Source organism: Rhodanobacter sp. B05, from assembly GCF_002001085.1.
Taxonomy (GTDB): domain Bacteria; phylum Pseudomonadota; class Gammaproteobacteria; order Xanthomonadales; family Rhodanobacteraceae; genus Rhodanobacter.
In genome coordinates this window covers 386,973-407,428 of sequence record NZ_MUNU01000015.1, presented here as the reverse complement: position 1 = coordinate 407,428, position 20,456 = coordinate 386,973, and the positions used below count along the sequence as shown (strand labels likewise).

The window sequence follows — 20,456 nt, the reverse complement described above, 5'->3', positions numbered from 1 at the left end:
ATACGCGGGCGCACCGGAATACTTGAGAGGCTGTCGAACTCCTACGCGCCAGCCAGCCGCGGATTCATGCCCAGCACCTCGCGCGCCATGCTCGAATCCAGCGCCATCTGCGCCTTCAGCGGCTCCAGCCCGTCGAACTTCTGCTCGTCGCGCAGCTTGGCCACGAACTCCACCGCCATGCGCTGGCCGTACAGATCGCCCTCGAAATCGAACAGATGGACTTCCAGCAAAGGCTGGCTGACCTGGTTCACGGTCGGGCGTACGCCCAGGCTGGCCACGCCGGGCCAGCTGCATGCGCTCTCGCCCAGACCCACGCGCACCGCGAAGATCCCCTGCACCGGACTGACCCGCGCGCGCAAGTGGATGTTCGCGGTGGGATAGCCCAGCGTGCGACCGAGCTGGTTGCCATGCTCCACCTTGCCGTCGATCACGAAGGGACGACCGAGCAACGGCTCGGCGCCGGCGAACTCGCCCGCGGCCAGCAGCGCGCGCACGCGACTGGCCGACACCCGCGCGCCATGCAACTGGATCACCGGCAGCGTGCAGGCACTGAAACCCAGTTCCGCGCCCATGCGTTCCAGCAACGCCACATCGCCGGCCCGCTTGTGGCCGAAGCGGAAATCGCCGCCGACCCAGACTTCACGCGCCGCCAGCCGATCGACCAGCACGCGCCGCACGAAGTCCTCGGCCGACATCATGGTCAGCGCCCGGTTGAAGTGCAGCAGCAAGGTGTGCTCCATGCCGGCGGCGGCAAAGCCACGCAGCTTGTCGCGCACGCTGGACAGGCGCGGCACCGGCTCGGGCGAGAAGAAAGCACGTGGCAGCGGCTCGAAACTCACCACCATCGGCGTGCACTCCAGCTCCCGGGCACGCTCGTGCACCTGTGCCAGCAAGGCCTGGTGACCGCGGTGCAGGCCATCGAACGCGCCGACCGCGACCACGCTGCCGCGCGGCGCCAGGCAGGGGCCGGCAACATCCCTGGAAAGTCTCATCATCGCCTGAGTATAACGGGCGGGCAGCCCGCCCAAGTCGGCGACCGGGTCGTCAGGCGCCACGCAGATCGCGCAAGCGCAGACCGGCGACAAGCAAGGTGCCGACGTAGCTCAGGCCGCCCGCCAGCACCAGCACGGCCAGATGCCAGACCCGGGTAAGGATCGGCACGCCCGTCCAGTGCGGCCACAGCCAGCGACCCAGCACCAGCACCAGCACCATCACGGCGCAGGCCAGCGCCAGCCGTCGCCAGTGGCGCGCCCAACCCGGTTCACGTTGATAGACGCCGGACCGTTTCAGCCAGCGCCACAGCAGCAGGAAATTGACATAGCTGGACAGACTGCTGGCGATGGCCAGCGCAACATGCAGGCCCGGCACCTGCGCGATGCCGTCCAGCCAGCCAACCTGATGCAGCGCAGGCGGCGCCATCAGCTCGAACAGCAGCACGATGAACACCCCGTTGAACAGCATGTTGGTGACCAGCGCCGCCACGCCGGCGCGCACCGGCGTGCGGGTGTCCTGGCGCGAATAGAACGCCGGCAGCAGGATCTTGACCAGGGCGTAGGCCGGCAAACCCAGGCTCAGCGCCATCGTCGACAGCGTGGTCATCTGCGCATCGAACGCGGTGTAGTGACCGTTCTCGAACAAGGTGATCACCAGCGGCCCGGCCAGCACCAGCAGCGCCAGCGTGGCCGGCAGCGCGATCAGCCAGGTCAGTCGCAGACCCCAGTCCATCGCCCGCGAGAAGCCCGCATGGTCGGTGCCGACATGATGGCGCGACAACGCCGGCAGGATCACCGTGCCCAGCGCCACCCCGAACACGCCCAGCGGCAGTTCGAGAAAGCGCGTGGACTGCCATAGCCAGGTCTGCGAACCGGTGACCAGCAGCGAGATCACCGCCGTATCCAGCAGCAGATTGAGCTGGGCCACCGAGGAGCCAAACAGCGTCGGCACCATCAGCCGCATGATTCGGCGCACCGTCGGGTGCGTCCAACCCCAGCGCGGCAGCCCGAGCAGATCGATGCCGCGCAGCGCCGGCAACAGGAACAGCCACTGCAGGACGCCGGCGAGCAGCACCGCCCAGCCCATCGCCATGATCGGCGTACCCAGGTGCGGCGCGACCCATAGCGCGCCCACGATCATGCACAGGTTGAGGATCACCGGCGCCAGCGCCGGCAGCGCGAAGCGATGGAAGCTGTTCAGCGCGCCACCGGCCAGCGCGGTCAGCGACACGAACAGGATGAACGGGAAGGTCAGCCGCACCAGGTCGGTGGTGAGATCGTACTTGTGCGGCTGGTCGATCGCGCCCGGCGCGAACGTTCCCGCCACCTGCGGCGCGAAGATCAGGCCCAGCGCCACCACCACCAGCAGCACGCCGCCGAGCGTGCCTGAAACGCGGGCCATCAGCTGCTTCAGATCGGCGTGCGTGCCGGTTTCCTTGACCTCGGTGAACACCGGCACGAAGGCGGTGGAAAACGAGCCCTCGGCAAACAGCCGGCGCATGAAATTGGGGATGCGGAACGCGATCACGAACGCGTCGGTGGCGGCGCTGGCGCCGAACACATGGCTCATCGAGATGTCGCGCAGCAGGCCCAGCACCCGCGAAACCATTGTCATGCTGCTGAACGAGAGCAGCCCGCGGAACATGCTGGGAGACTTCATCGGGGGCTGGTTACCTTGCTGCAAGCGTCGAGCTGCGAAAGGCATAGTTTGACAGTGGCCGCGGGCCGGAGGACAGCCCGCCATGTGGCAGAATGCTGGCCGCGCCGCCGCCAGGATGCCAGCCGACAAAGCGCGAACGCTGCCGATCGTCGCCCAAGTGATTGACGCAATGGCGAATCGACCGCATAATTGGCGTCTTTTTCCAACCCCAACACTGCATTCCGGAGTTCTACCTTGGCCAACATCAAGTCCGCGAAGAAGCGCGCGCGCCAGTCCGAACAGCGCCGCCTGCGCAACATCAGCGCACGTTCCATGGTCCGCACCGCCCTGAAGAAGGTCGTCAAGGCCATCGAGGCCAAGGACAAGGCCGGCGCGATCGCCGCGTTCACCGTCGCCCAGCCGGTGATGGATCGCTACGCCGCCCGTGGCCTGATCCACAAGAACAAGGCCGCCCGCCACAAGAGCCGCCTCAACGCGAAGATCCACGAACTGGCGTAAGCCGACTCGACGATTCGGGTTGAAAGAAAAGCCGGCGCAAGCCGGCTTTTTTGTGCCTGGTTTTGCGGAGCGGGCACCGCCTGCCGGCGTTCCCGATGATGGGAGCGACGGCTGCCGCCACCTCAAACCCGATCACCCTGAGCGTAGCGAAGCGAAGTCGAAGGGTTTCGCCGTCCCGGTGTGCAGCCCTTCGACTTCGCTTCGCTACGCTCAGGGTGATCGGGTGGAGGCCGATTTGGAGCTGGTGACGGACGAAATCACCTTAGTGCCGCGAGCGAAACTCCAACGGCATCGGCTCGACCTTGGCCGCTGCCGGCGGCTTCGGCCCGCATGCGCCGCAGGTGCTGCAGCCGTCGCTGCAGTTGCCGGTGGCCTGCTTCGGCTGCAGGCTTCGTCCGAACGCACGCACCCACCCCGCCCGTCCGGGCTGGCTGAAATGGATCGAGGCGGCGGCGAACCAGCGATTGGTGAGCTTCGGCGCCAGCTTGCGAAAGACGATCAGCACGCTGGCCAGCACGATCAGCCCGACGATCACGTATTGCAGCAGCAGTCCCGTGCTCATGCCATGACCCTCGCCACCTGGTAGACGATGAACGACGCCGCGTAGGCCAGCACGAACATGTAGCCGAACGAGATCGCCACGTTGCGCCATGAATTGGTTTCGCGACGGATCACCGCCAGCGTGGACATGCACTGCGGCGCATACGCAAACCACACCAGCAGCGACAGCGCGCTGGCCAGCGAAATCTGCCCGGCCAGCGCATGGCCCAACCCGCCCACGGCCTCGCCACCGACCAGGTAGACGGTCGCCAGTGCCGCCACCGCGGTTTCGCGTGCGGCAAACGCGGGGATCAGCGCCAGGCTGATCTGCCAGTTGAAGCCGATCGGCCCGAAGATGAACTGCAGGCCGCGCCCGATATAGCCGGCGAAGCTGTAGTCGATCGCCGGCCCGGGCGCGCCGGCCGGCGCCGCCGGGAAGGTGGAAAGGAACCACATCAGCACGGTCAGCCCGAGGATCACCCCGGTCAGCCGCTTCATGAAGATCGCGCCGCGCTCGTACAGGCCGATCGCCACGTCGCGCAGCTTCGGCATCCGGTACGAGGGCAGCTCCATCAGCAGCGCGTGTTCGCTCTTGTCGCGGCGGATGCGCTTCATCACCCAGCCCACGGCCATCGCACCGAGGATGCCAGCCAGGTACAGCGCGAACAGCACGATGCCCTGCAGGTTGAACAGCTCCAGCACCTTGCGCGACGGAATGAACGCACCGATCAGCAGCGCATACACCGGCAGGCGCGCCGAACAGGTCATCAGCGGAGCGATCAGGATGGTGGCGAGGCGATCGCGCGGGTCCTGGATGCTGCGCGTGCCCATGATGCCGGGGATCGCGCAGGCGAAGCTCGACAGCAGCGGGATGAACGAGCGCCCGGTCAGGCCGACCGACAGCATCAGCCGATCCAGCAGGAAGGCGGCGCGCGGCAGGTAGCCCGATTCCTCCAGGGTCAGGATGAACAGGAACAGCACCAGGATCACCGGCAGGAAGCCGATCACCGTGCCCAGGCCACCGAACAGGCCGTCGACGACCAGGCTTTGCAACGGTCCGGCCGGCATCAACGCGGCCACGTGCCCGCCCATCCAGCCGAAACCATCGCCGATCAGGTCGCTCATCGGCTTGCCGGCGGCGTACACCGCCTGGAATACCAGGAACATCACCACGGCAAGAATCGCCAGGCCGAAGACCGGATGCAGCGCCCAGCGATCCAGCGCGTCGTCCAGCGCCGCGGTGGTGCGCGGCATGCTCACCGTGGCGGCGAGCAGTTCGCGCACCTGCGCGTGCAGGTCGGCGTGGCTGGCCGCATCCTCCGGCTGCGCCGGTGCCGCCGTCGGCACGTTGCCGTCGACACGTTCGATCAGGCCGCGCGCGCCACCGCGCTTCACCGCCACCGTCTCGACCACCGGCAGGCCAAGCCGCCGCTGCAGCTCGGGCACATCGATGACGATGCCGCGCGCGCGCGCGGTGTCCATCATGTTCAAGGCCAGCACCACCGGCCGGCCGAGGCGCTTGATCTCCAGCACGAAACGCAGGTGCAGGCGCAGGTTGGTTGCATCGGCCACGCAGACGATCAGGTCCGGTACGGCTTCGCCGGGGAAGTTGCCGGCACACACATCGCGGGTGATCTGCTCGTCCGGGCTGTTCGCCTCGAGGCTGTAGGTGCCCGGCAGGTCGAGGATCTGCAACACCCGGCCCGAAGGTGCGGTGAAACGGCCCTCCTTGCGCTCCACCGTGACACCGGCATAGTTGGCCACTTTCTGGCGGCCACCGGTGAGTTGGTTGAACAGCGCCGTCTTGCCGCAGTTCGGGTTGCCGACCAGGGCGATGCGCAGGGTCGATGCGCTCATGCCGCCACCTCGGTGCGCACGCTGATTCGCGCGGCCTCGGCGCGGCGCAAGGCAAACCGGGTGAAGCCGATCTGGATCAGGATCGGATCGCCGCCCATCGGGCCCACCGCCACCACTCGCACCGGCTCGCCGTCGACGAAGCCGAGATCGCGCAGGCGCCGCGCAATCGGATCCACCGCATGCGCGTCATGCACGCGGTCGACCACGGCGGGAGCTCCCTTGGGCAGTTCGGACAGGCGCACAGGCACCAACTCAAATAAGAATTGTTCGCATTGTAACCATTTGTCCGTCATGCTGCATCACGCAGGAACTCACGAATCCGCCAGCGTTTATCATGGCGCTATTTGCCGGGACGCCCGATGACCGATTCCATCCTCAGCGAACGCCGCGGTGCCGTAGCCTGGCTCAGCCTGAACCGGCCGCAGATCCACAACGCGTTCGACGACGCACTGATCGCCGCGCTGACCGAGGCCCTGGTCGCAGCCGATGCCGAGCCGACCGTGCGTGCGGTGGTGCTCACCGGCAACGGCAGTTGCTTCTCGGCCGGCGCCGACCTTAACTGGATGCGCGGCATGGCCGGCGCCAGCGAGCAGGAGAACCGCGAGGATTCGCTGCGCCTGGCCAGACTGATGCGAACGCTGCAGTTCCTGTCCAAGCCCACCATCGCGCGGGTCAACGGCGCGGCGTACGGCGGCGGCGTGGGCCTGGTCGCCTGCTGCGATATCGCGATCGGCGTCGACACCGCCAAGTTCGCGCTGTCGGAAGTGAAGCTTGGCCTGGTGCCGGCGGTGATCTCGCCGTACGTGATCGCCGCGATCGGCCTGCGCGAGGCGCGCCGACTGTTCATCACCGGCGAGGTGTTCGATGCCGCCACCGCGGCACGCATCGGCCTGCTGCATGCGGTGGTATCCGCCAGCGAGCTGGACGAAGCGATCGAGCGCCAGTTGTACCTGCTGGCCAAGGCCGGCCCGCTGGCGCAGCGCGAAGCGAAACAGCTGGCCTTGCGCATCGGCGGCGCCGATCCGGTGCACGCCGAGCGCATCGACAGTGTCAACGCCGAACTGATCGCCCGCCTGCGCGTGTCACCGGAAGGCCAGCACGGCCTGGGCGCCTTCCTCGACAAGCGTGCGCCGGCGTGGGTCGCCGCCGCCCGGAACCTGCCATGAGCGGGCCCATCATCAACCTCGATCAGATCGAACTGCGCTCGGTCGATCCAGCCATGGTGCCCACCGGCAAGAACGCCGCGGACTACGACATCCGCTGGGGCGAGATCGCCAGCCGCATCGGCGCGCGCAAGCTCGGCTACAACCTCACCGTGGTGGCGCCGGGCAAGCGCAACTGCCCGTTCCACAACCACCGCGTGGAAGAAGAGCTGTTCTTCATCCTCGAAGGCAGCGGTGAACTGCGCTACGGCGATGCGCGCCACCCGCTGCGCGCCGGCGACCTCATCGCCTGCCCGCCCGGCGGTCCGGAAACCGCGCACCAGATCATCAACACCGGCGACGTCGAGCTGCGCTACCTGGCAATTGGCACCAACGAAGCGCCGGACATCTGCGAATACCCGGACTCCGGCAAGTACCTCGTGTTCGACGACAGCCTGCGCGACGCGGACGGCACGCCGCGGAAGTTCCGGGTGCTCGGGCGGCAGGAACAATCGCTCGATTACTGGGATGGCGAATAGCCGCCGCGCGCACCATGATGCTGCGCCGCGCAGCGGCGGCAACACCCCAATCTGTTAGCTTTGACGGCTTTGCATCGACACGAACGGTTCCAGGGATCCTGCATGTTCGAACGCGTACTGATAGCCAACCGCGGCGAGATCGCCTGCCGCGTGATCCGCACCTGCCGCCGCCTCGGCATCCACACCATCGCGGTGTATTCGGAAGCCGACCGCGACGCGCAGCACGTGCGGCTGGCCGACGAAGCGTGGCCGATCGGCGGGCCGCTGCCGGCCGAATCCTATTTGCGCATCGAGGCTATCCTCGATGCTGCGAAAAAGAGCGGCGCCCAGGCCATCCACCCCGGCTACGGCTTCCTGTCCGAAAACACCGCCTTCTCGCGGGCCTGCCAGGACGCCGGCATCGTGTTCATCGGCCCCGATCCCGAGAGCATCGAGGCGATGGGCTCGAAAGCTGCGGCCAAGCAGCTGATGGCCAGACACGATGTACCGCTGGTGCCCGGCTACGACGGCGACAACCAGGACAACACCTTCCTCGCCAGCGAGGCGCACAAGGTCGGCTACCCGCTCATCATCAAGCCCTCGGCCGGTGGCGGTGGCAAGGGCATGCAGGTCGTGCGCTCGGACGCCGAATTTCCCGAAGCACTGGAAACCGCACAGCGCGTGGCCAAGGCCGCCTTCGGCGATGCCTCGATGTTGCTGGAGCGCTACATCGAGCAGCCGCGCCATATCGAGTTCCAGATCTTCGGCGACCGCCACGGCAACATCATCCACATCGGCGAGCGCGAATGCTCGGCACAGCGCCGCTACCAGAAGGTGCTGGAGGAAACTCCCTCGCCCTTCCTCACCCCCGACAAGCGCGCCGCGATGGGCGAGGCCGCCGTGGCGGCAGCCCGCGCGGTGAACTACGTGGGCGCGGGCACGGTGGAATTCATCGTGGGGCCGGCCGGCGATTTCCATTTCATGGAGATGAACACGCGCCTGCAGGTGGAGCACCCGGTCACCGAGCTCACCCACGGCGTGGATCTGGTGGAATGGCAGTTGCGCATCGCCCACGGCGAACCGCTGCCGCTCACCCAGCAGCAGGTGATCTCGCACGGCCATGCCATCGAAGTGCGCCTGTACGCCGAAGATCCCGACCAGAATTTCCTGCCCGGCTCCGGCAAGCTGCAAACCCTGCGCCTGCCCGCACCCTCGCCCCACGTGCGCCTCGACGGCGGCGTGATCGAAGGCGACACGGTGACGATCTTCTACGACCCGATGATCGCCAAGCTGATCGTGTGGGACGAGGATCGCCCGAAAGCGCTGCAGCGGATGCGCGAAGCGCTGGCCGCCAGCGAAATCATCGGCCCGAAATCGAACATCGGTTTCCTCGAACGACTGGTGCGCCACTCCGCCGTAGTCGAAGGCCGCATCGATACCGGCTACCTCGATCGCCATCTCGAAGAATTCCTGGTCGGCGACGCGTCGCCGAGCGACGAGGTGCTGTTCGCCGCCGCCACCGCCGCGCTGCTGCGCGACGAGTCGCATGTGACCACCGCCGCGGCCGATCCGCATTCGCCCTGGTCGAGCGCCGATGCCTGGCGCATCGGCCACGCCGGCAAGCGCATCGTGGCGCTGACCTGGCGCGAACAGCGCTTCGAGATCGAGGCGCGCGGCCACGCTGGCGACTACCGGCTGCAGTACGGCGACACCGGCTGCGAGGTGCACGGCGCGCACCTGCTCGACGACAGCCTCAGCGCCCGCTTCGACGGCGAATCGCGCCGGGTGCCGATGCGTAGCGACGCCGCCCACGTCCTGCCGCACGACGCCAACGGCCAGCGCTACAGCTTCAGCCGCGCCGCCGCGTTCGCGTGGGAGTCCAGCGATACCGCCGGCGGCAACCAGGTGATCGCGCCGATGCCCGGCCGCATCGTGCTGGTGAAAGCCAAGGCCGGCGACGTGGTCGAGCAAGGCCAGGAACTGCTGGTGATGGAAGCAATGAAGATGGAACTGGCCTTGAAGGCACCGCGCGCCGGTACCATCGAAAGCATGAACGCCACGCAAGGCGAATTCGTCGAGGCCGACGCCGTGCTGGTGCGCTTCGCCGACTGAGCTTTTGAGCCCCTCTCCCCATGGGAGAGGGGTTGGGGTGAGGGTTCGGTTCCGCGCGAACGTCCACGCAGGCCCCGCACCCTCATCCGCCCCTTCGGGGCACCTTCTCCCAAGGGGAGAAGGATCTTGTGTCCTTCGGAGCTTTTCATGACCAACCACGTCCGCATCGTCGAAGTCGGCGCCCGCGACGGCCTGCAGAACGAGAAGACCCTGCTGCCGGCCGAGGTGAAGATCGCGCTGATCGACCGGCTGTCTTCGACCGGCCTCAAGACGATCGAGGCGACCAGCTTCGTCAGCCCGAAGTGGGTGCCGCAGCTGGCCGATGCGGCCGAAGTGTTCCGCGGCATCCGCAAAGTGCCGGGCGTGAGCTACCCGGTACTGGTGCCGAACCTGCAGGGCTACCAGCGCGCGCGAGAGGTCGGTGCCACGGAAATCGCGGTGTTCAGCGCCGCGTCGGAGGCGTTCAACCGCAAGAACATCAACGCCTCGATCGACGAGTCGATCGAGCGCTTCATCCCGGTAATCGAACAAGCCCAGGCCGACGAGGTGAAAGTGCGCGGCTATGTCTCCACCGTGCTCGGCTGCCCGTACCAGGGCGAGGTGCCGGTCGGCGACGTGGTGCGCGTGGCGCGCCGGATGCACGAGCTGGGCTGCCACGAAATCTCGCTGGGCGACACCATCGGCGTCGGCACGCCGGCGAAGGCGCGCGCGATGCTGCACGCGGTGGCCCAGGAAGTGCCAATGACGGCGCTGGCCGTGCACTTCCACGACACCTACGGCCAGGCGCTGGCGAACATCCTGGCCTGTCTGGAGGAAGGCGTGCGTGTGCTCGACAGCTCGGTTTCCGGCACCGGCGGCTGCCCGTATGCGAAGGGTGCGACCGGCAACGTGGCCAGCGAAGACGTGGCCTACATGTTGCACGGCATGGGCATGGAGACCGGCATCGACCTCGACCTGCTGGTTGCCACCGGTGCGTGGCTGGCCGCGCAACTGCACAAGGAAACCGCCAGCCGGGTCACCCGGGCGCGCACAGCGACTTGAGCCGCGCCAGGGTTGTTGCCGCCCGCGCCGGCAGACCGGGGCTGATCGAATCGAGGGGAATGATGATGCTGATATTGATCACCGGCGCTGCCAACGGCATCGGCGCGGCGATTGCCGCGATGGCCGCCAGCCAGGGCCACCGGGTTGTCGCCGCCGATCGTGATGGCGAGGTCCTGCGCGCACGCTGGCGCGAGCAGCCCGGCGTGCAGTGCGAAGTGCTGGACGTGACGGATGCCGCGGCATGGACGGCCTTGGTCGCCCGGATCGAGCGCGACATGGGTGCCCTGGACGTGCTGATCAACGTGGCCGGCGTGTTGCGCAGCGGCCAGGCCGGCGAGCTGAAAACCGAGGACATCGACCTCACCCTCGACGTCAACGTGCGCGGCACGATCTACGGCAGCAACACCGTCGCCGCGGTGATGAAACCGCGCCGGCGCGGCCACATCGTCAACATCGGCTCGGTCGCCTCGCTGTACGCCACACCGGGCACCACGATGTACGCGGCCAGCAAATTCGCCGTGCGCGGCTTCAGCATCGCGGCGGCCGGCGACCTGCGCCCGCACGGCATCGCCGTCACCCTGTTCGGCCCCGGCCCGGTCAAGACCGCGATGCTGGAACAACAACGTGGCGACGACGATGCCGCGCTGACCTTTTCCGGCTCCCGCGCGCTGAGCCCCGAGGAAGTGGCCGCGGCGATCCTCGGCCCGGTGCTGCGCAAGCGCCCGGTGGAATATTTCCTGCCGTTCCGCGACGAGGTGCTGGGCAAGATCAGCAACGCCTTCCCCCGCTTCTTCCTCAGCCAGCTCGACAAGGCGCGCCTGCGCGGCAAGCGCAACTTCTCGTCGCCGAACTATCGCCAGGAGCCATGATGAATCCGATCACGCATTTCGATGCGCGCGCGCAATGCCGCCGGCCAGCAGACCCGAGTCGAGGACACCCGTGCCGCCGCGCTCGATTTCCGCCGGCACATACTGGCCGGGCCCAAGGTGCGCTACTTCGAATCGTTCGACCTGATCAAGCTGATCTATCCCGCCCGCTACGGCCTGCGCAATGCCTATTCGGCGGAGCGGCTCAACGAATACCTGCACATCCACAACCGCCTGTTCGTGGTGCAGTACGACACGCCGGACGGCGTGAAGACCCTGCTGGTTTCGCCGTCCGACCACGAGCGCGGCGGCGAGACGCCGTTCTTCCGCCGGCTGCAGGACCGCACGCCGAAATTCATCGTCGATCGCGTGGTCACCCGCTACGCCAGCGTGCCCGGGGTGCTTGCGCGCATCGGCCTGAAGAACACCGACATCGACTACATCACTTACGACCACCTGCACACCCAGGACGTGCGCCGCTGGCTGGGCAGCGAGGGCCAGTCAGCCATGCTGCCCAACGCGAAACTGCTGGTGCACCGGCGCGAGTGGGACAACGCGCAGGATCTCAGCCCCTACCAGCGCGACTGGTATTGCCCGCACGGCGTGGCCGGCATCGACGCGAACAAGGTGATCCGCTTCGACGGCAGCGTGATGCTCGGCGACGGCATCGCCCTGGTGCACACGCCCGGCCACACCGAAGGCAACCATTCGATCGTGGTCAACACCGACGAGGGCCTGTGGGTGATCAGCGAGAACGGCATCAGCGTGGACGCCTACGCGCCGCAGCACTCCACGCTGTGGGGCGTGGCGAAGTACGCCAGGGCGATCGGCAGCGAGGTGATCATCAACGGCAACACGCTGGAAAACTCGGTCGACCAGTACATCTCGATGGTGCAGGAGCTGACCATCGCCGGCCCGTCGCAACGCGATCCGCGTTATCCCAACATGTTCCCGTCTTCCGAACTCACGCCGTTCTGGCTGTTCCCCGGCACACGGCCCGGCTTCCAGGTGAAACACGCCGTGCATGGCCGGCTGAGCCGGCCGGGTTGAGCGGCCCCGCCGCGGATCATCGACACCCGGCGCGGACTGGCTAGAATCGGGTTTCCCTCCGATCCGGAACCGGCCATGCGCAAGGCATCGAAAGGCTTCGCCGCCCTGCTCCCGCTGCTGTGCCTGCTGCTGTCGATGGCGGCGCACGGCACCGACACCACGGCGAAGGGCGACTGGCTGCTGCTGCCCGAACGCGTGTGGACCGCCGACGGCGACGCCGCGCACAGCGGCTGGGCGGTGCTGGTGCACGACGGCGCGATCGCCGCGGTGGGCCCGGCCGCATCGATCCAGGCACCGGCCGGCACGCAACGCGTCGAACTGCCCGGTGCCACGCTCACCCCCGGCCTGATCGACCTGCACTCGCACCTGTTCCTGCATCCGTACAACGAGACGCTGTGGAACGACCAGGTGCTGACCGAGCCGCAGGATTACCGCACGCTGGAAGCCGCCGCCCACGCGAAGGCCACGCTGATGGCCGGCTTCACCGCCCTGCGCGACCTCGGCACCGAGGGCGCGGGCTTTGCCGACGTGTCGATCCAGCGTGCGATCAACGAAGGGCTGATCCCGGGGCCGCGGATGTTCGTCGCCACCCGCGCCATCGTCGCTACCGCCAGCTATGGGCCGGGGCCGCGCGGCTTCCGTCCGGATCTCGACCTGCCGCAAGGCGCGCAGCCGGTCAGCGGCGTGGATGCGGCCATCGCCGCGGTGCGCGAGCAGGCTGCGCGCGGCGCCGACTGGATCAAGCTGTATGCGGACTATCGGGTTGGGGCGGGCGGTGAAACCGCGCCCACCCTCAACCCGGCGGAACTGAAGGCGATCGTCGACACGGCGCACCAGATCGGTCGCCCGGTTGCGGCGCACGCGGCCAGCGATGCCGGCGTGCGCATGGCGGTCGAGGCTGGCGTGGACACCATCGAGCATGGCTACGGTGCCAGCGAGGCGACCTTCCGCCTGCTCAAGCAGAGGGGCGTGGCCTATGAACCCACGCTCACCGCGGTCGACGCCACCTCGGAGTATTTCCAGCACTACGTGCCGGGCAAGAGCGAGCCCACCGAGCGCATGCGCGAGGCCGAGCGCGCGTTCCGCACCGCGCTGAAAGTCGGCGTCACCATCGGCAACGGCAGCGACGTGGGCGTGTTCGCGCACGGCACCAACTGGCGCGAACCCGCGGCGATGGTACGCGACGGCATGACCCCGGCGCAGGCGCTGCACGCGGCCACCGACGTGGCGGCGAAGATCCTGCGCCAGTCGCAGCACTTCGGCCGCATCGCGCCCGGCATGGCGGCCGACCTCGCCGCGTTCAGCGGCGATCCCAGCACGCAGATCGACGCTCTCAAGAAACCGGTCTTCGTGATGAAGGCCGGCGTTCCCTACCGCACTCCCGACATGACCCCATGACTGAAACCTTCCTGATCCGCCTGATCGAGCCATCCGACAACGCAGCGATGGCCGCGATTATCCGCAGCGTGATGCCCGAGTTCGGCGCCGACGGTCCCGGCTTCGCGATCCACGACACCGAGGTCGACACGATGTACCAGGCCTATGCGCAACCGCGTTGCAGCTACTTCGTGGTCGAGCGCGACGGCATGGTGATCGGCGGCGGCGGCGTGGCGCCACTGGAAGGCGGCGAGCCGGACGTGTGCGAGCTGCGCAAGATGTACTTCCTGCCTGCGGCCCGCGGCATCGGCGCGGGCACGGCGATGATGCAGCGCTGCCTCGACGCGGCGCGCGCGCACGGCTTCAAACGCTGCTACCTGGAAACGCTGACCGGCATGGATGCGGCGCAGGTGCTGTACAAGCGCAGCGGCTTCACCGCGCTGTGCAGCGCGATGGGCGGTACCGGCCACCACGGCTGCGACCGCTACTTCATCCGCGAACTGTGAGGTGACGCGATGGAGAACCACGATCCCCGCATCGATGCCTATATCGCGAAATCCGCCGAGTTCGCCCGGCCGATCCTGGAACACCTGCGCGCGCGGGTGCACCAGGCCTGCCCCGAGGTGGAGGAAGGGATCAAGTGGAGCATGCCGTTCTTCAGCTACAAGAGCGCGCCGATGTGCATGATGGCCGCGTTCAAGCAGCACTGCAGCTTCGGTTTCTGGCTGTCGAAGGAAGTCACCGGCGGCAGCGACGAGGACGGCATGGGCCAGTTCGGCAAGCTCGCCACGCTGAAGGACCTGCCCTCGGACAAGCAGCTCGCCACCCACCTGAAGAAGGCGATGGCGCTGAACGAGGCCGGCGTGAAGAAGGCGCGGCCGAAGGCCGCCGCGAAACCCGCACCGACGCTGCCGGACGACCTGTCCACCCTGCTCGCCCAACGGCAGCACGCCGCCGCACGCAGGGCATGGGAGGGCTTCCCGCCCGGCGCGCAGCGCGAATACGTCGCGTGGATCGCCGAGGCGAAAACCGACGCCACCCGCCAGAAGCGCCTCGCCACCACCCTGGAGTGGCTGGCCGAAGGCAAGCGGCGCCACTGGAAGTACGAAAAATGCTGAAGGCCATCGCCCGATGATCCGCATCGCCCGCGACGAGGACGCCGACGCCATCCACGCGATCTACGCGCCTTCGATCACCGACGGCGTAGCCACGTTCGAGACCGCACTGCCCGGCGTGGCGACGATGCGCGAACGCATCCACACCCGGCTGCAGCACTACCCGTGGCTGGTGTGGGAAGAAGCCAGCGAAGTGCTGGCCTATGCCTACGCCGGCCGCTTCCGCGAACGCGCCGCCTACGACTGGATTGCCGAAACCTCGATTTACGTGCGCGCCGATGCTCACCGCCGCGGTATCGCGCGCCGGCTTTACGGCGTGCTGCTGGACACGATGCGGTTGCAGGGCATCAATCAGGCCGTCGGTGTGATCACCCTGCCCGGCACCGTCAGCGTGGCGATGCACGAAACGATGGGCTTCTCCGCCGCCGGCGTATGGCGGCAGTGCGGTTACAAGCTCGGGCAATGGTGGGACGTGGGTGTATGGCAGAAAGAACTGCGGCCTGCCGCGTCCCCGCCGTACCCGGTGACACCTTTCCCGGAAATAATCGGATCAACCGCGCTGCAACGCTTGCTGACCGCTCCGCCGGGCTGATCCCATGAAAGGACAGGCCCGCCATGGGCGGGCCTGTCGTCAGTACTCACCGTACCGGCGAGCTCGCACATTCACGCATCAATGATTCGCAAGGATGCTCGCGATGATGCCGGTGGTGATCGCGACCAGCAGGAAGTCCCCATTGTCGCTGCGCACATAGCGATAGCCGCGCGGTGGCTGGCGCAGGTGATGGCTGCGCCAGTCGGTCACCACATAGGAACCGCCACGGTACTCGGCCGGCACATGACCGCCCCGCTTGTACCAGCCCTCGTGGCGACCACGGTCGTACATGCCGCTATAGCTCCGGTTGTGGCCGTGATTACTCCGATTCTGACCGTGATTACCGCGATCCTTGCCCTGGTCCTGATGCTGTTGCTGGTCGCGATAATCCTGAGCTGACGGCTGCGCCATCGCAGAGGCCGCGGAAAACATCAACAATGCGCCACAGACCACCCACATACTCCGCTGCTTGTTCATGACTCTTCACCTCTTGGATGGACAAGAGCCGGGAAGCGGCTCTTGCCGGGATGCGTTCGGAGAACTCCGAGGGACTGGCGATCTCGAAAGATCGCCAGTCCTGCTCGCACTATCCGTGTTGAGAAGCCTTGCGCGCGTGAATGTTTCCGTGAAACGATTTCACATCGGGTTTCGGTATCAGTGCGAAAGCAGGATGTCGGCGATGACGCCGCTGGCAATCGCAACCAGCAGGAACTGGCCGTCGTCACCGCGTACATAGCGATAACCATATGGCGGCTGGCGCAGGTGATAGACCTGCCAGTCCTCGACCACGTAGCGCTGGTCACGATATTCGACCGGAATGTATCCGCCACGCTTGTACCAGCCCTCGTGCCGGCCACGGTCGTGCCTCACGTAATAGCCGCGGTCACGGTCGTCATGATCGCGCCAGTCGCGGTTATCGCCCCGGTCGCCACGGTCATGCCAGTCGCGGTCATGGCCCCGGTCGCCACGATCATGCTTGTCACGCTTGTCACGCTTGTCATGCTTGTCGTGATCACCGTGGTCGCCGTGCCAGCCCTGGTCGTCCTGCTGGCCGTGATCGTATTGCGGCGACGGGCTGGCCGCCGCCGCGGTCGCGACGCACAGCAGGCCACCGGCAAGAAGGATCAGGTATTTTTTCATTGGCATGTCTCCTCGAAAAGCGGAACGTCGGCCGTGCTGCCCGGCAGCAAGGGTTTGCGTTGCTGAAGCCTAGCAAGCTTTCCTGAACGACGGCGGTCGAACAGCCCGCAAAACTGAACGACGCCCGTCAAGACAGATCGGCAAGCCGGAGCGCGGCGGGTGGGCGGCTCCGCTACTATGTGCGTTTTTCGGCCCCGGGATACCCAATGCAGTTGAATCAGGTCAAGGCGATCATCACCGGCGGCGCCTCCGGTCTCGGCCACGCGGTGGCGCAGCACTTCGTCGCCCACGGCGGCCAGGTCGCGCTGTTCGATGTCAACGACGAGAAGGGTCATGCCGCCGCGAAGGAACTCGGCGACGCCGCGCGCTTCTTCCGCACCGACGTCACCTCCGAGGACGGCGTGGCCACCAATGCGGCCGCCGCACACCACGCGATGGGTGGCCTCAACGTGGTGATCAACTGCGCCGGCATCCTCGGTGCCGGCCGCGTGCTGGGCAAGGACGGCGCGATGCCGCTGGCCACCTTCTCCGGCACCGTGATGGTGAACCTGGTCGGCAGCTTCAACGTGGCCAAGGCCGGCGCAGCGTTGATGCAGGCCAACGATGCCGGCGAAGACGGCGAGCGCGGCGTGATCATCAACACCGCCAGCGTGGCCGCCTACGAAGGCCAGATCGGCCAGGCCGCGTACTCCGCCTCCAAGGGCGGCGTGGTCGGCATGACCCTGCCGATGGCGCGCGAACTGGCGCGCTTCGGCATCCGCGTGGCGACGATCGCGCCGGGCATCTTCTGGACCCCGATGGTCGACGGCATGCCCGAAGCCGTGCAGCAGTCGCTGTCCGCCTCGATCCCGTTCCCGTCACGCCTCGGCCAGCCGAACGAATACGCCAGCACCGTCGCCTTCATCCTCGGCAACCGCTATATCAATGGCGAGACGATCCGGCTGGATGGCGCGGTGCGACTTCAACCCAAGTAAGCGAGGAGTGAGTGGAGAGGAGTGAGAGGTGAGAGAAAGCTCGCCTCATGCCGCTTCACCGCACGCCTTTGCCCTTCTCTCACTTCTCACTCCTCTGAACTCACTCCTGACTTATGAAAGCTTCCGACGTCAAGAAAGGCAACGTGGTCGAACACGACGGCACCGTCTACCAGGTGCGCGACATCGAGCGCAGCTCGCCCAGCGCGCGCGGCGGCAACGTCACCTTCCGCTTCACCCTGTATTCGATCCCGGGCGGTCGCAAGTTCGACCTCAGCCTGCGCGCCGATGACGAGTTGCGCGAGATGGACCTGGTGCGCCGCGCGGCGAACTTCTCGTACATGGACGGTGAGGCATTCGTGTTCATGGATGCCGAGGATTACACCCAGTACCTGCTGTCGCCCGAGCTGGTTGGCGACAACGCCGGCTACATCGTCGAAGGCATCGAGGGCTATTACGTGCAGGTGATCGACGAGGCGCCGGTCGGCCTGCAGGTACCGAGCAGCGTGATCCTGACCGTGGTCGACACCGCACCGGAAATGAAAGGCTCCAGCGCCACCAAGCGCAACAAGCCGGCCAAACTCGACACCGGCATCGAGGTACAAGTGCCCGAGTACATCAGCAACGACGAGAAAGTGTGGGTGAACACGCTTACCGGCGAGTTCGCCGGCAGGGCTTGAAAGCCGGAGGGTGAGTGGAGAGGAGTGAGGAGTGAGTAAAAGCCCGGCTCGCTCCACCTCATCCCTTCACTCACGCCTCATATCTTCCCGGGCAAGGAGCGCAAGCCCAGCGCTTCTCTCACTCCTCACTCCTCTCCACTCACTTCTCGCCCTTCGTTCCCCCCATGCCCTCCAGCGACTATTCGCTACGCGCCCATGCGATCGAAAGCCTGACCGTCATCAAGCGGCCGGACGTACCGTTGCGGGTGGTCGTGCGCAATACCGCCGCGGTGGTGCTGCCGTTGGGCATCGGGCTGGCCATGGGCTATCCGCAGATCGGGCTGGGCGTGGCGGCCGGTGCGCTGGACACGATGTTCTCCGATCAACCCGGACCGTATCGGCAGCGCCTGCGGCAACTGTTGCTGGCGTCGCTGGCCGCGGGCCTCGCCGCGCTGGTGGGTTTTCTGATCGGCGGCCACTTGCTGCCGATCCTGATCGCCACCGCCGCCTGCGGTTTCTTCGGCGGCATGCTGGTGGTGTTCGGCGTAGACACCGCGCGGGTCGGCATGACCAGCATGATCCTGCTGGTGATCACCGCGTCGACGCCGACCTCGTTGCACGAAGCGCTCGGCGGTGCCGCGCTGATCTTCGGCGGCGGCCTGCTGCTCACCGTGTTCTCGCTGGCGGCATGGCCGTTGCAGCGCTACTGGCCCGAACGCCAGGCACTGGCGAACGTGTACGCCGGCCTCGCCGTGCTGGCCCGGCAACAGGCGCATGACGACACCGATGTGCCGGCGCTGACCGAAGCGATGACCACGTTGCAACAGACCCTGCTGGGTCGTCACCGCGCCCACGGTCGCGCGATGGAAGCATTCGGCGTGCTGCTGGAACTGGCCGAACGGATCCGGCTGGAGCTCACCGCGATGACCGAGCTGCACGCCGATCCAACCACCCATGCGATGTTTCGCGACGACGCCGCACGCGTGCTGGCGGCGATCGCCGACGCGCTGAAGCAGGGCGAGTCGCCCGAGCAGGCCAGTCACGCGCTGCGGACCCTGCGCGCCAGCGAACAGGCGCTGTTCGGCAGCGACGGTCCCGCCGGTGGCCTGGCCGCGCACATCCACGCCCTCGCGGGCCAGCTGGCCGCGGCGGTGCGCAACGCCGACTGGGCCGGCAGCCGCGGCGAACTGCGTGCCAGCGCGGCGGAAACCCACTTGCCCAAGGCGCTGCGCAGCGGTTCGACCTGGGCCACTTTGCGCGCCAACCTCACGCCGCGCTCGGTGGCCTTCCGCCACGCCGTGCGCATGGCGGTCTGCCTCAGCGCCGCGCTGTGGATCTCGCGCCTGCTGCAGCTGCCGCACGGCTACTGGCTGCCGATGACGGCGGCGATCGTGCTGCGGCCGGACTTCGCCGCCACCTTCAACTTCGGCCTGCTGCGCGTGCTAGGCACCGTGCTCGGGCTGGTGCTCACCACCGTGCTGCTGCACATCACGCCGAACGAGCCGTGGGCGCATCTGGTGCTGATGACCCTGCTGTGCATGGCGTTCCGTTACCTCGCCACCGCGCACTACGGCTTCGCGGTGGCGGCACTGACCGGCACCGTGGTGATCCTGCTGTCGTTCGAGGGCGTCAATTCCGGTGCGGCGGTGTCGGACCGGGTGATCAACACCGCGCTCGGCTGCGGCATGGCCCTGCTCGCCTACGTGGCATGGCCGACCTGGGAACGCGGCCGCGCGCGCGCCGCGCTGGCGGTGATGCTGGATGCCTATGCCAGCTACCTGCGCGCCTTGGCGCAACCCGGCCAGGCCGGCGCCCAGCGCGACACCCGCACCGCCGCACGCACCGCACGCACCAACGCACAGGCCTCGATCGACCGCATGCGCACCGAGCCGGCCACTCCGCCGGAACTGCTGGCGCTGGGCCGCGCCCTGTTCACCAACGGCAACCGGCTGGCGCGCACCGCGATGACGCTGGAAGCCCTGCTCGACGACCTCGCCACGCTGCCCGCGCAGGACGAGATCAACCGTTTCATAGGGTACGCCGCCGATGCCCTGCAGACGATCGCCACAGCACTGCGCGAGCAGCGCGCGATGGCTACCTTGCCGGAACTGCGAGCCATGCAACGCACCCTGGTCAGCAGGATGCACGGCGCCGAAGACCATGCCACCAGGGAGTTGCTGGTGCGGATCAGCGATCGGCTGGTCGACAACATCGACACGCTGGCCCACGTGACGAACCGCAATCGACAGGAACTGGCTGGCGCGATGGATCCCTCCGCGGCGTAAATCGGTGCGGGTCATGTGCAAGCGCAACGCGACGGCGCTGC

The 20,456-nt window shown here is 67.3% G+C and carries 21 protein-coding genes; 14 read left to right on the top strand and 7 right to left on the bottom strand.

Going from position 1 to position 20,456, the window contains the following annotated elements:
* Positions 1–41: 41 nt before the first annotated feature.
* Positions 42–995 (bottom strand): bifunctional riboflavin kinase/FAD synthetase, encoded by a 954-nt coding sequence (locus B0E47_RS10550; protein ID WP_077514261.1) that lies wholly within the window; start codon positions 993–995, stop codon positions 42–44.
* A 49-nt stretch (positions 996–1,044) separates the two neighbouring features.
* The gene (gene murJ / locus B0E47_RS10545) at positions 1,045–2,652 is read right to left on the bottom strand and encodes a murein biosynthesis integral membrane protein MurJ (protein ID WP_077514194.1); all 1,608 of its coding nucleotides are present in this window, start codon (positions 2,650–2,652) and stop codon (positions 1,045–1,047) included.
* A gap of 234 nt (positions 2,653–2,886) precedes the next feature.
* Between murJ and rpsT the strand changes: the two genes are divergently transcribed.
* Positions 2,887–3,150 carry a 30S ribosomal protein S20 gene (rpsT, locus tag B0E47_RS10540; protein WP_077514193.1) on the top strand — a complete coding sequence of 88 codons (264 nt, stop codon included), beginning with the start codon at positions 2,887–2,889 and terminating at the stop codon, positions 3,148–3,150.
* A gap of 262 nt (positions 3,151–3,412) precedes the next feature.
* Here the strand turns inward: rpsT and B0E47_RS10535 are convergent, their stop codons facing one another.
* Genes B0E47_RS10535 through B0E47_RS10525 form a run of 3 tightly spaced genes read right to left on the bottom strand, consistent with a single transcriptional unit; the run spans position 3,413 to position 5,789 of the window.
* Positions 3,413–3,712: a DUF6587 family protein gene (locus B0E47_RS10535; protein WP_077514192.1), complete on the bottom strand. Its 300-nt coding sequence runs from the start codon at positions 3,710–3,712 to the stop codon at positions 3,413–3,415.
* Complete coding sequence (locus B0E47_RS10530; RefSeq protein ID WP_077514191.1) at positions 3,709–5,547, bottom strand: ferrous iron transporter B; 1,839 nt, start codon at positions 5,545–5,547, stop codon at positions 3,709–3,711. Before B0E47_RS10530 ends, B0E47_RS10535 begins: the two co-directional genes overlap by 4 nt.
* The gene (locus tag B0E47_RS10525) at positions 5,544–5,789 is read right to left on the bottom strand and encodes a FeoA family protein (RefSeq protein WP_077514260.1); all 246 of its coding nucleotides are present in this window, start codon (positions 5,787–5,789) and stop codon (positions 5,544–5,546) included. The genes B0E47_RS10530 and B0E47_RS10525 overlap by 4 nt, the downstream gene beginning before the upstream one ends.
* Before the next feature lie 117 nt (positions 5,790–5,906).
* Between B0E47_RS10525 and B0E47_RS10520 the strand changes: the two genes are divergently transcribed.
* The 10 genes from B0E47_RS10520 (at position 5,907) to B0E47_RS10475 (ending at position 15,360) form a co-directional block, all read left to right on the top strand.
* A complete protein-coding gene (locus B0E47_RS10520) occupies positions 5,907–6,713 on the top strand; it encodes an enoyl-CoA hydratase/isomerase family protein (RefSeq protein ID WP_077514190.1) in 807 nt (268 codons plus the stop codon).
* The gene (locus tag B0E47_RS10515) at positions 6,710–7,228 is read left to right on the top strand and encodes a cupin domain-containing protein (RefSeq protein ID WP_077514189.1); all 519 of its coding nucleotides are present in this window, start codon (positions 6,710–6,712) and stop codon (positions 7,226–7,228) included. Before B0E47_RS10520 ends, B0E47_RS10515 begins: the two co-directional genes overlap by 4 nt.
* A 102-nt stretch (positions 7,229–7,330) precedes the next feature.
* The gene (locus tag B0E47_RS10510; protein WP_077514188.1) at positions 7,331–9,319 is read left to right on the top strand and encodes an acetyl/propionyl/methylcrotonyl-CoA carboxylase subunit alpha; all 1,989 of its coding nucleotides are present in this window, start codon (positions 7,331–7,333) and stop codon (positions 9,317–9,319) included.
* Between the two features lie 147 nt (positions 9,320–9,466).
* Entirely contained in the window at positions 9,467–10,360 is an 894-nt protein-coding gene (locus B0E47_RS10505; protein WP_077514187.1) for a hydroxymethylglutaryl-CoA lyase, read from the top strand.
* A gap of 65 nt (positions 10,361–10,425) precedes the next feature.
* On the top strand, positions 10,426–11,229 hold the full coding sequence (locus tag B0E47_RS10500; protein WP_217318920.1) for an SDR family oxidoreductase: 804 nt from the start codon (positions 10,426–10,428) through the stop codon (positions 11,227–11,229).
* Between the two features lie 21 nt (positions 11,230–11,250).
* Complete coding sequence (locus B0E47_RS10495) at positions 11,251–12,276, top strand: hypothetical protein (protein WP_217318919.1); 1,026 nt, start codon at positions 11,251–11,253, stop codon at positions 12,274–12,276.
* A 135-nt stretch (positions 12,277–12,411) separates the two neighbouring features.
* The gene (locus B0E47_RS10490) at positions 12,412–13,674 is read left to right on the top strand and encodes an amidohydrolase family protein (RefSeq protein WP_254422901.1); all 1,263 of its coding nucleotides are present in this window, start codon (positions 12,412–12,414) and stop codon (positions 13,672–13,674) included.
* Entirely contained in the window at positions 13,671–14,159 is a 489-nt protein-coding gene (locus B0E47_RS10485; RefSeq protein WP_077514183.1) for a GNAT family N-acetyltransferase, read from the top strand. Before B0E47_RS10490 ends, B0E47_RS10485 begins: the two co-directional genes overlap by 4 nt.
* A gap of 9 nt (positions 14,160–14,168) precedes the next feature.
* Positions 14,169–14,771 (top strand): YdeI/OmpD-associated family protein, encoded by a 603-nt coding sequence (locus B0E47_RS10480; protein ID WP_077514182.1) that lies wholly within the window; start codon positions 14,169–14,171, stop codon positions 14,769–14,771.
* A gap of 13 nt (positions 14,772–14,784) precedes the next feature.
* Entirely contained in the window at positions 14,785–15,360 is a 576-nt protein-coding gene (locus B0E47_RS10475) for a GNAT family N-acetyltransferase (RefSeq protein WP_077514181.1), read from the top strand.
* A gap of 78 nt (positions 15,361–15,438) precedes the next feature.
* Here the strand turns inward: B0E47_RS10475 and B0E47_RS10470 are convergent, their stop codons facing one another.
* Entirely contained in the window at positions 15,439–15,837 is a 399-nt protein-coding gene (locus B0E47_RS10470) for an RcnB family protein (RefSeq protein ID WP_077514180.1), read from the bottom strand.
* Between the two features lie 177 nt (positions 15,838–16,014).
* A complete protein-coding gene (locus B0E47_RS10465; protein WP_254422894.1) occupies positions 16,015–16,500 on the bottom strand; it encodes an RcnB family protein in 486 nt (161 codons plus the stop codon).
* A 206-nt stretch (positions 16,501–16,706) separates the two neighbouring features.
* Between B0E47_RS10465 and B0E47_RS10460 the strand changes: the two genes are divergently transcribed.
* From B0E47_RS10460 to B0E47_RS10450, 3 genes are all read left to right on the top strand, one after another.
* Entirely contained in the window at positions 16,707–17,474 is a 768-nt protein-coding gene (locus B0E47_RS10460; RefSeq protein WP_077514178.1) for an SDR family NAD(P)-dependent oxidoreductase, read from the top strand.
* 113 nt (positions 17,475–17,587) lie between these two features.
* The gene (gene yeiP / locus B0E47_RS10455; protein ID WP_077514177.1) at positions 17,588–18,151 is read left to right on the top strand and encodes an elongation factor P-like protein YeiP; all 564 of its coding nucleotides are present in this window, start codon (positions 17,588–17,590) and stop codon (positions 18,149–18,151) included.
* A 164-nt stretch (positions 18,152–18,315) separates the two neighbouring features.
* Complete coding sequence (locus B0E47_RS10450; RefSeq protein ID WP_077514176.1) at positions 18,316–20,415, top strand: FUSC family protein; 2,100 nt, start codon at positions 18,316–18,318, stop codon at positions 20,413–20,415.
* Positions 20,416–20,456: the final 41 nt, after the last annotated feature.

Bases quoted from the DNA above. Each gene is read 5' to 3' on its own strand.
- B0E47_RS10550 (WP_077514261.1), bottom strand. From the start codon at position 995: ATGATGAGACTTTCCAGGGATGTTGCCGGCCCCTGCCTGGCGCCGCGC.
- murJ (WP_077514194.1), bottom strand. From the start codon at position 2,652: ATGAAGTCTCCCAGCATGTTCCGCGGGCTGCTCTCGTTCAGCAGCATG.
- B0E47_RS10535 (WP_077514192.1), bottom strand. From the start codon at position 3,712: ATGAGCACGGGACTGCTGCTGCAATACGTGATCGTCGGGCTGATCGTG.
- B0E47_RS10530 (WP_077514191.1), bottom strand. From the start codon at position 5,547: ATGAGCGCATCGACCCTGCGCATCGCCCTGGTCGGCAACCCGAACTGC.
- B0E47_RS10520 (WP_077514190.1), top strand. From the start codon at position 5,907: ATGACCGATTCCATCCTCAGCGAACGCCGCGGTGCCGTAGCCTGGCTC.
- B0E47_RS10515 (WP_077514189.1), top strand. From the start codon at position 6,710: ATGAGCGGGCCCATCATCAACCTCGATCAGATCGAACTGCGCTCGGTC.
- B0E47_RS10510 (WP_077514188.1), top strand. From the start codon at position 7,331: ATGTTCGAACGCGTACTGATAGCCAACCGCGGCGAGATCGCCTGCCGC.
- B0E47_RS10505 (WP_077514187.1), top strand. From the start codon at position 9,467: ATGACCAACCACGTCCGCATCGTCGAAGTCGGCGCCCGCGACGGCCTG.
- B0E47_RS10500 (WP_217318920.1), top strand. From the start codon at position 10,426: ATGCTGATATTGATCACCGGCGCTGCCAACGGCATCGGCGCGGCGATT.
- B0E47_RS10495 (WP_217318919.1), top strand. From the start codon at position 11,251: ATGCGCGCGCGCAATGCCGCCGGCCAGCAGACCCGAGTCGAGGACACC.
- B0E47_RS10490 (WP_254422901.1), top strand. From the start codon at position 12,412: ATGGCGGCGCACGGCACCGACACCACGGCGAAGGGCGACTGGCTGCTG.
- B0E47_RS10485 (WP_077514183.1), top strand. From the start codon at position 13,671: ATGACTGAAACCTTCCTGATCCGCCTGATCGAGCCATCCGACAACGCA.
- B0E47_RS10480 (WP_077514182.1), top strand. From the start codon at position 14,169: ATGGAGAACCACGATCCCCGCATCGATGCCTATATCGCGAAATCCGCC.
- B0E47_RS10475 (WP_077514181.1), top strand. From the start codon at position 14,785: ATGATCCGCATCGCCCGCGACGAGGACGCCGACGCCATCCACGCGATC.
- B0E47_RS10470 (WP_077514180.1), bottom strand. From the start codon at position 15,837: ATGAACAAGCAGCGGAGTATGTGGGTGGTCTGTGGCGCATTGTTGATG.
- B0E47_RS10465 (WP_254422894.1), bottom strand. From the start codon at position 16,500: ATGAAAAAATACCTGATCCTTCTTGCCGGTGGCCTGCTGTGCGTCGCG.
- B0E47_RS10460 (WP_077514178.1), top strand. From the start codon at position 16,707: ATGCAGTTGAATCAGGTCAAGGCGATCATCACCGGCGGCGCCTCCGGT.
- yeiP (WP_077514177.1), top strand. From the start codon at position 17,588: ATGAAAGCTTCCGACGTCAAGAAAGGCAACGTGGTCGAACACGACGGC.
- B0E47_RS10450 (WP_077514176.1), top strand. From the start codon at position 18,316: ATGCCCTCCAGCGACTATTCGCTACGCGCCCATGCGATCGAAAGCCTG.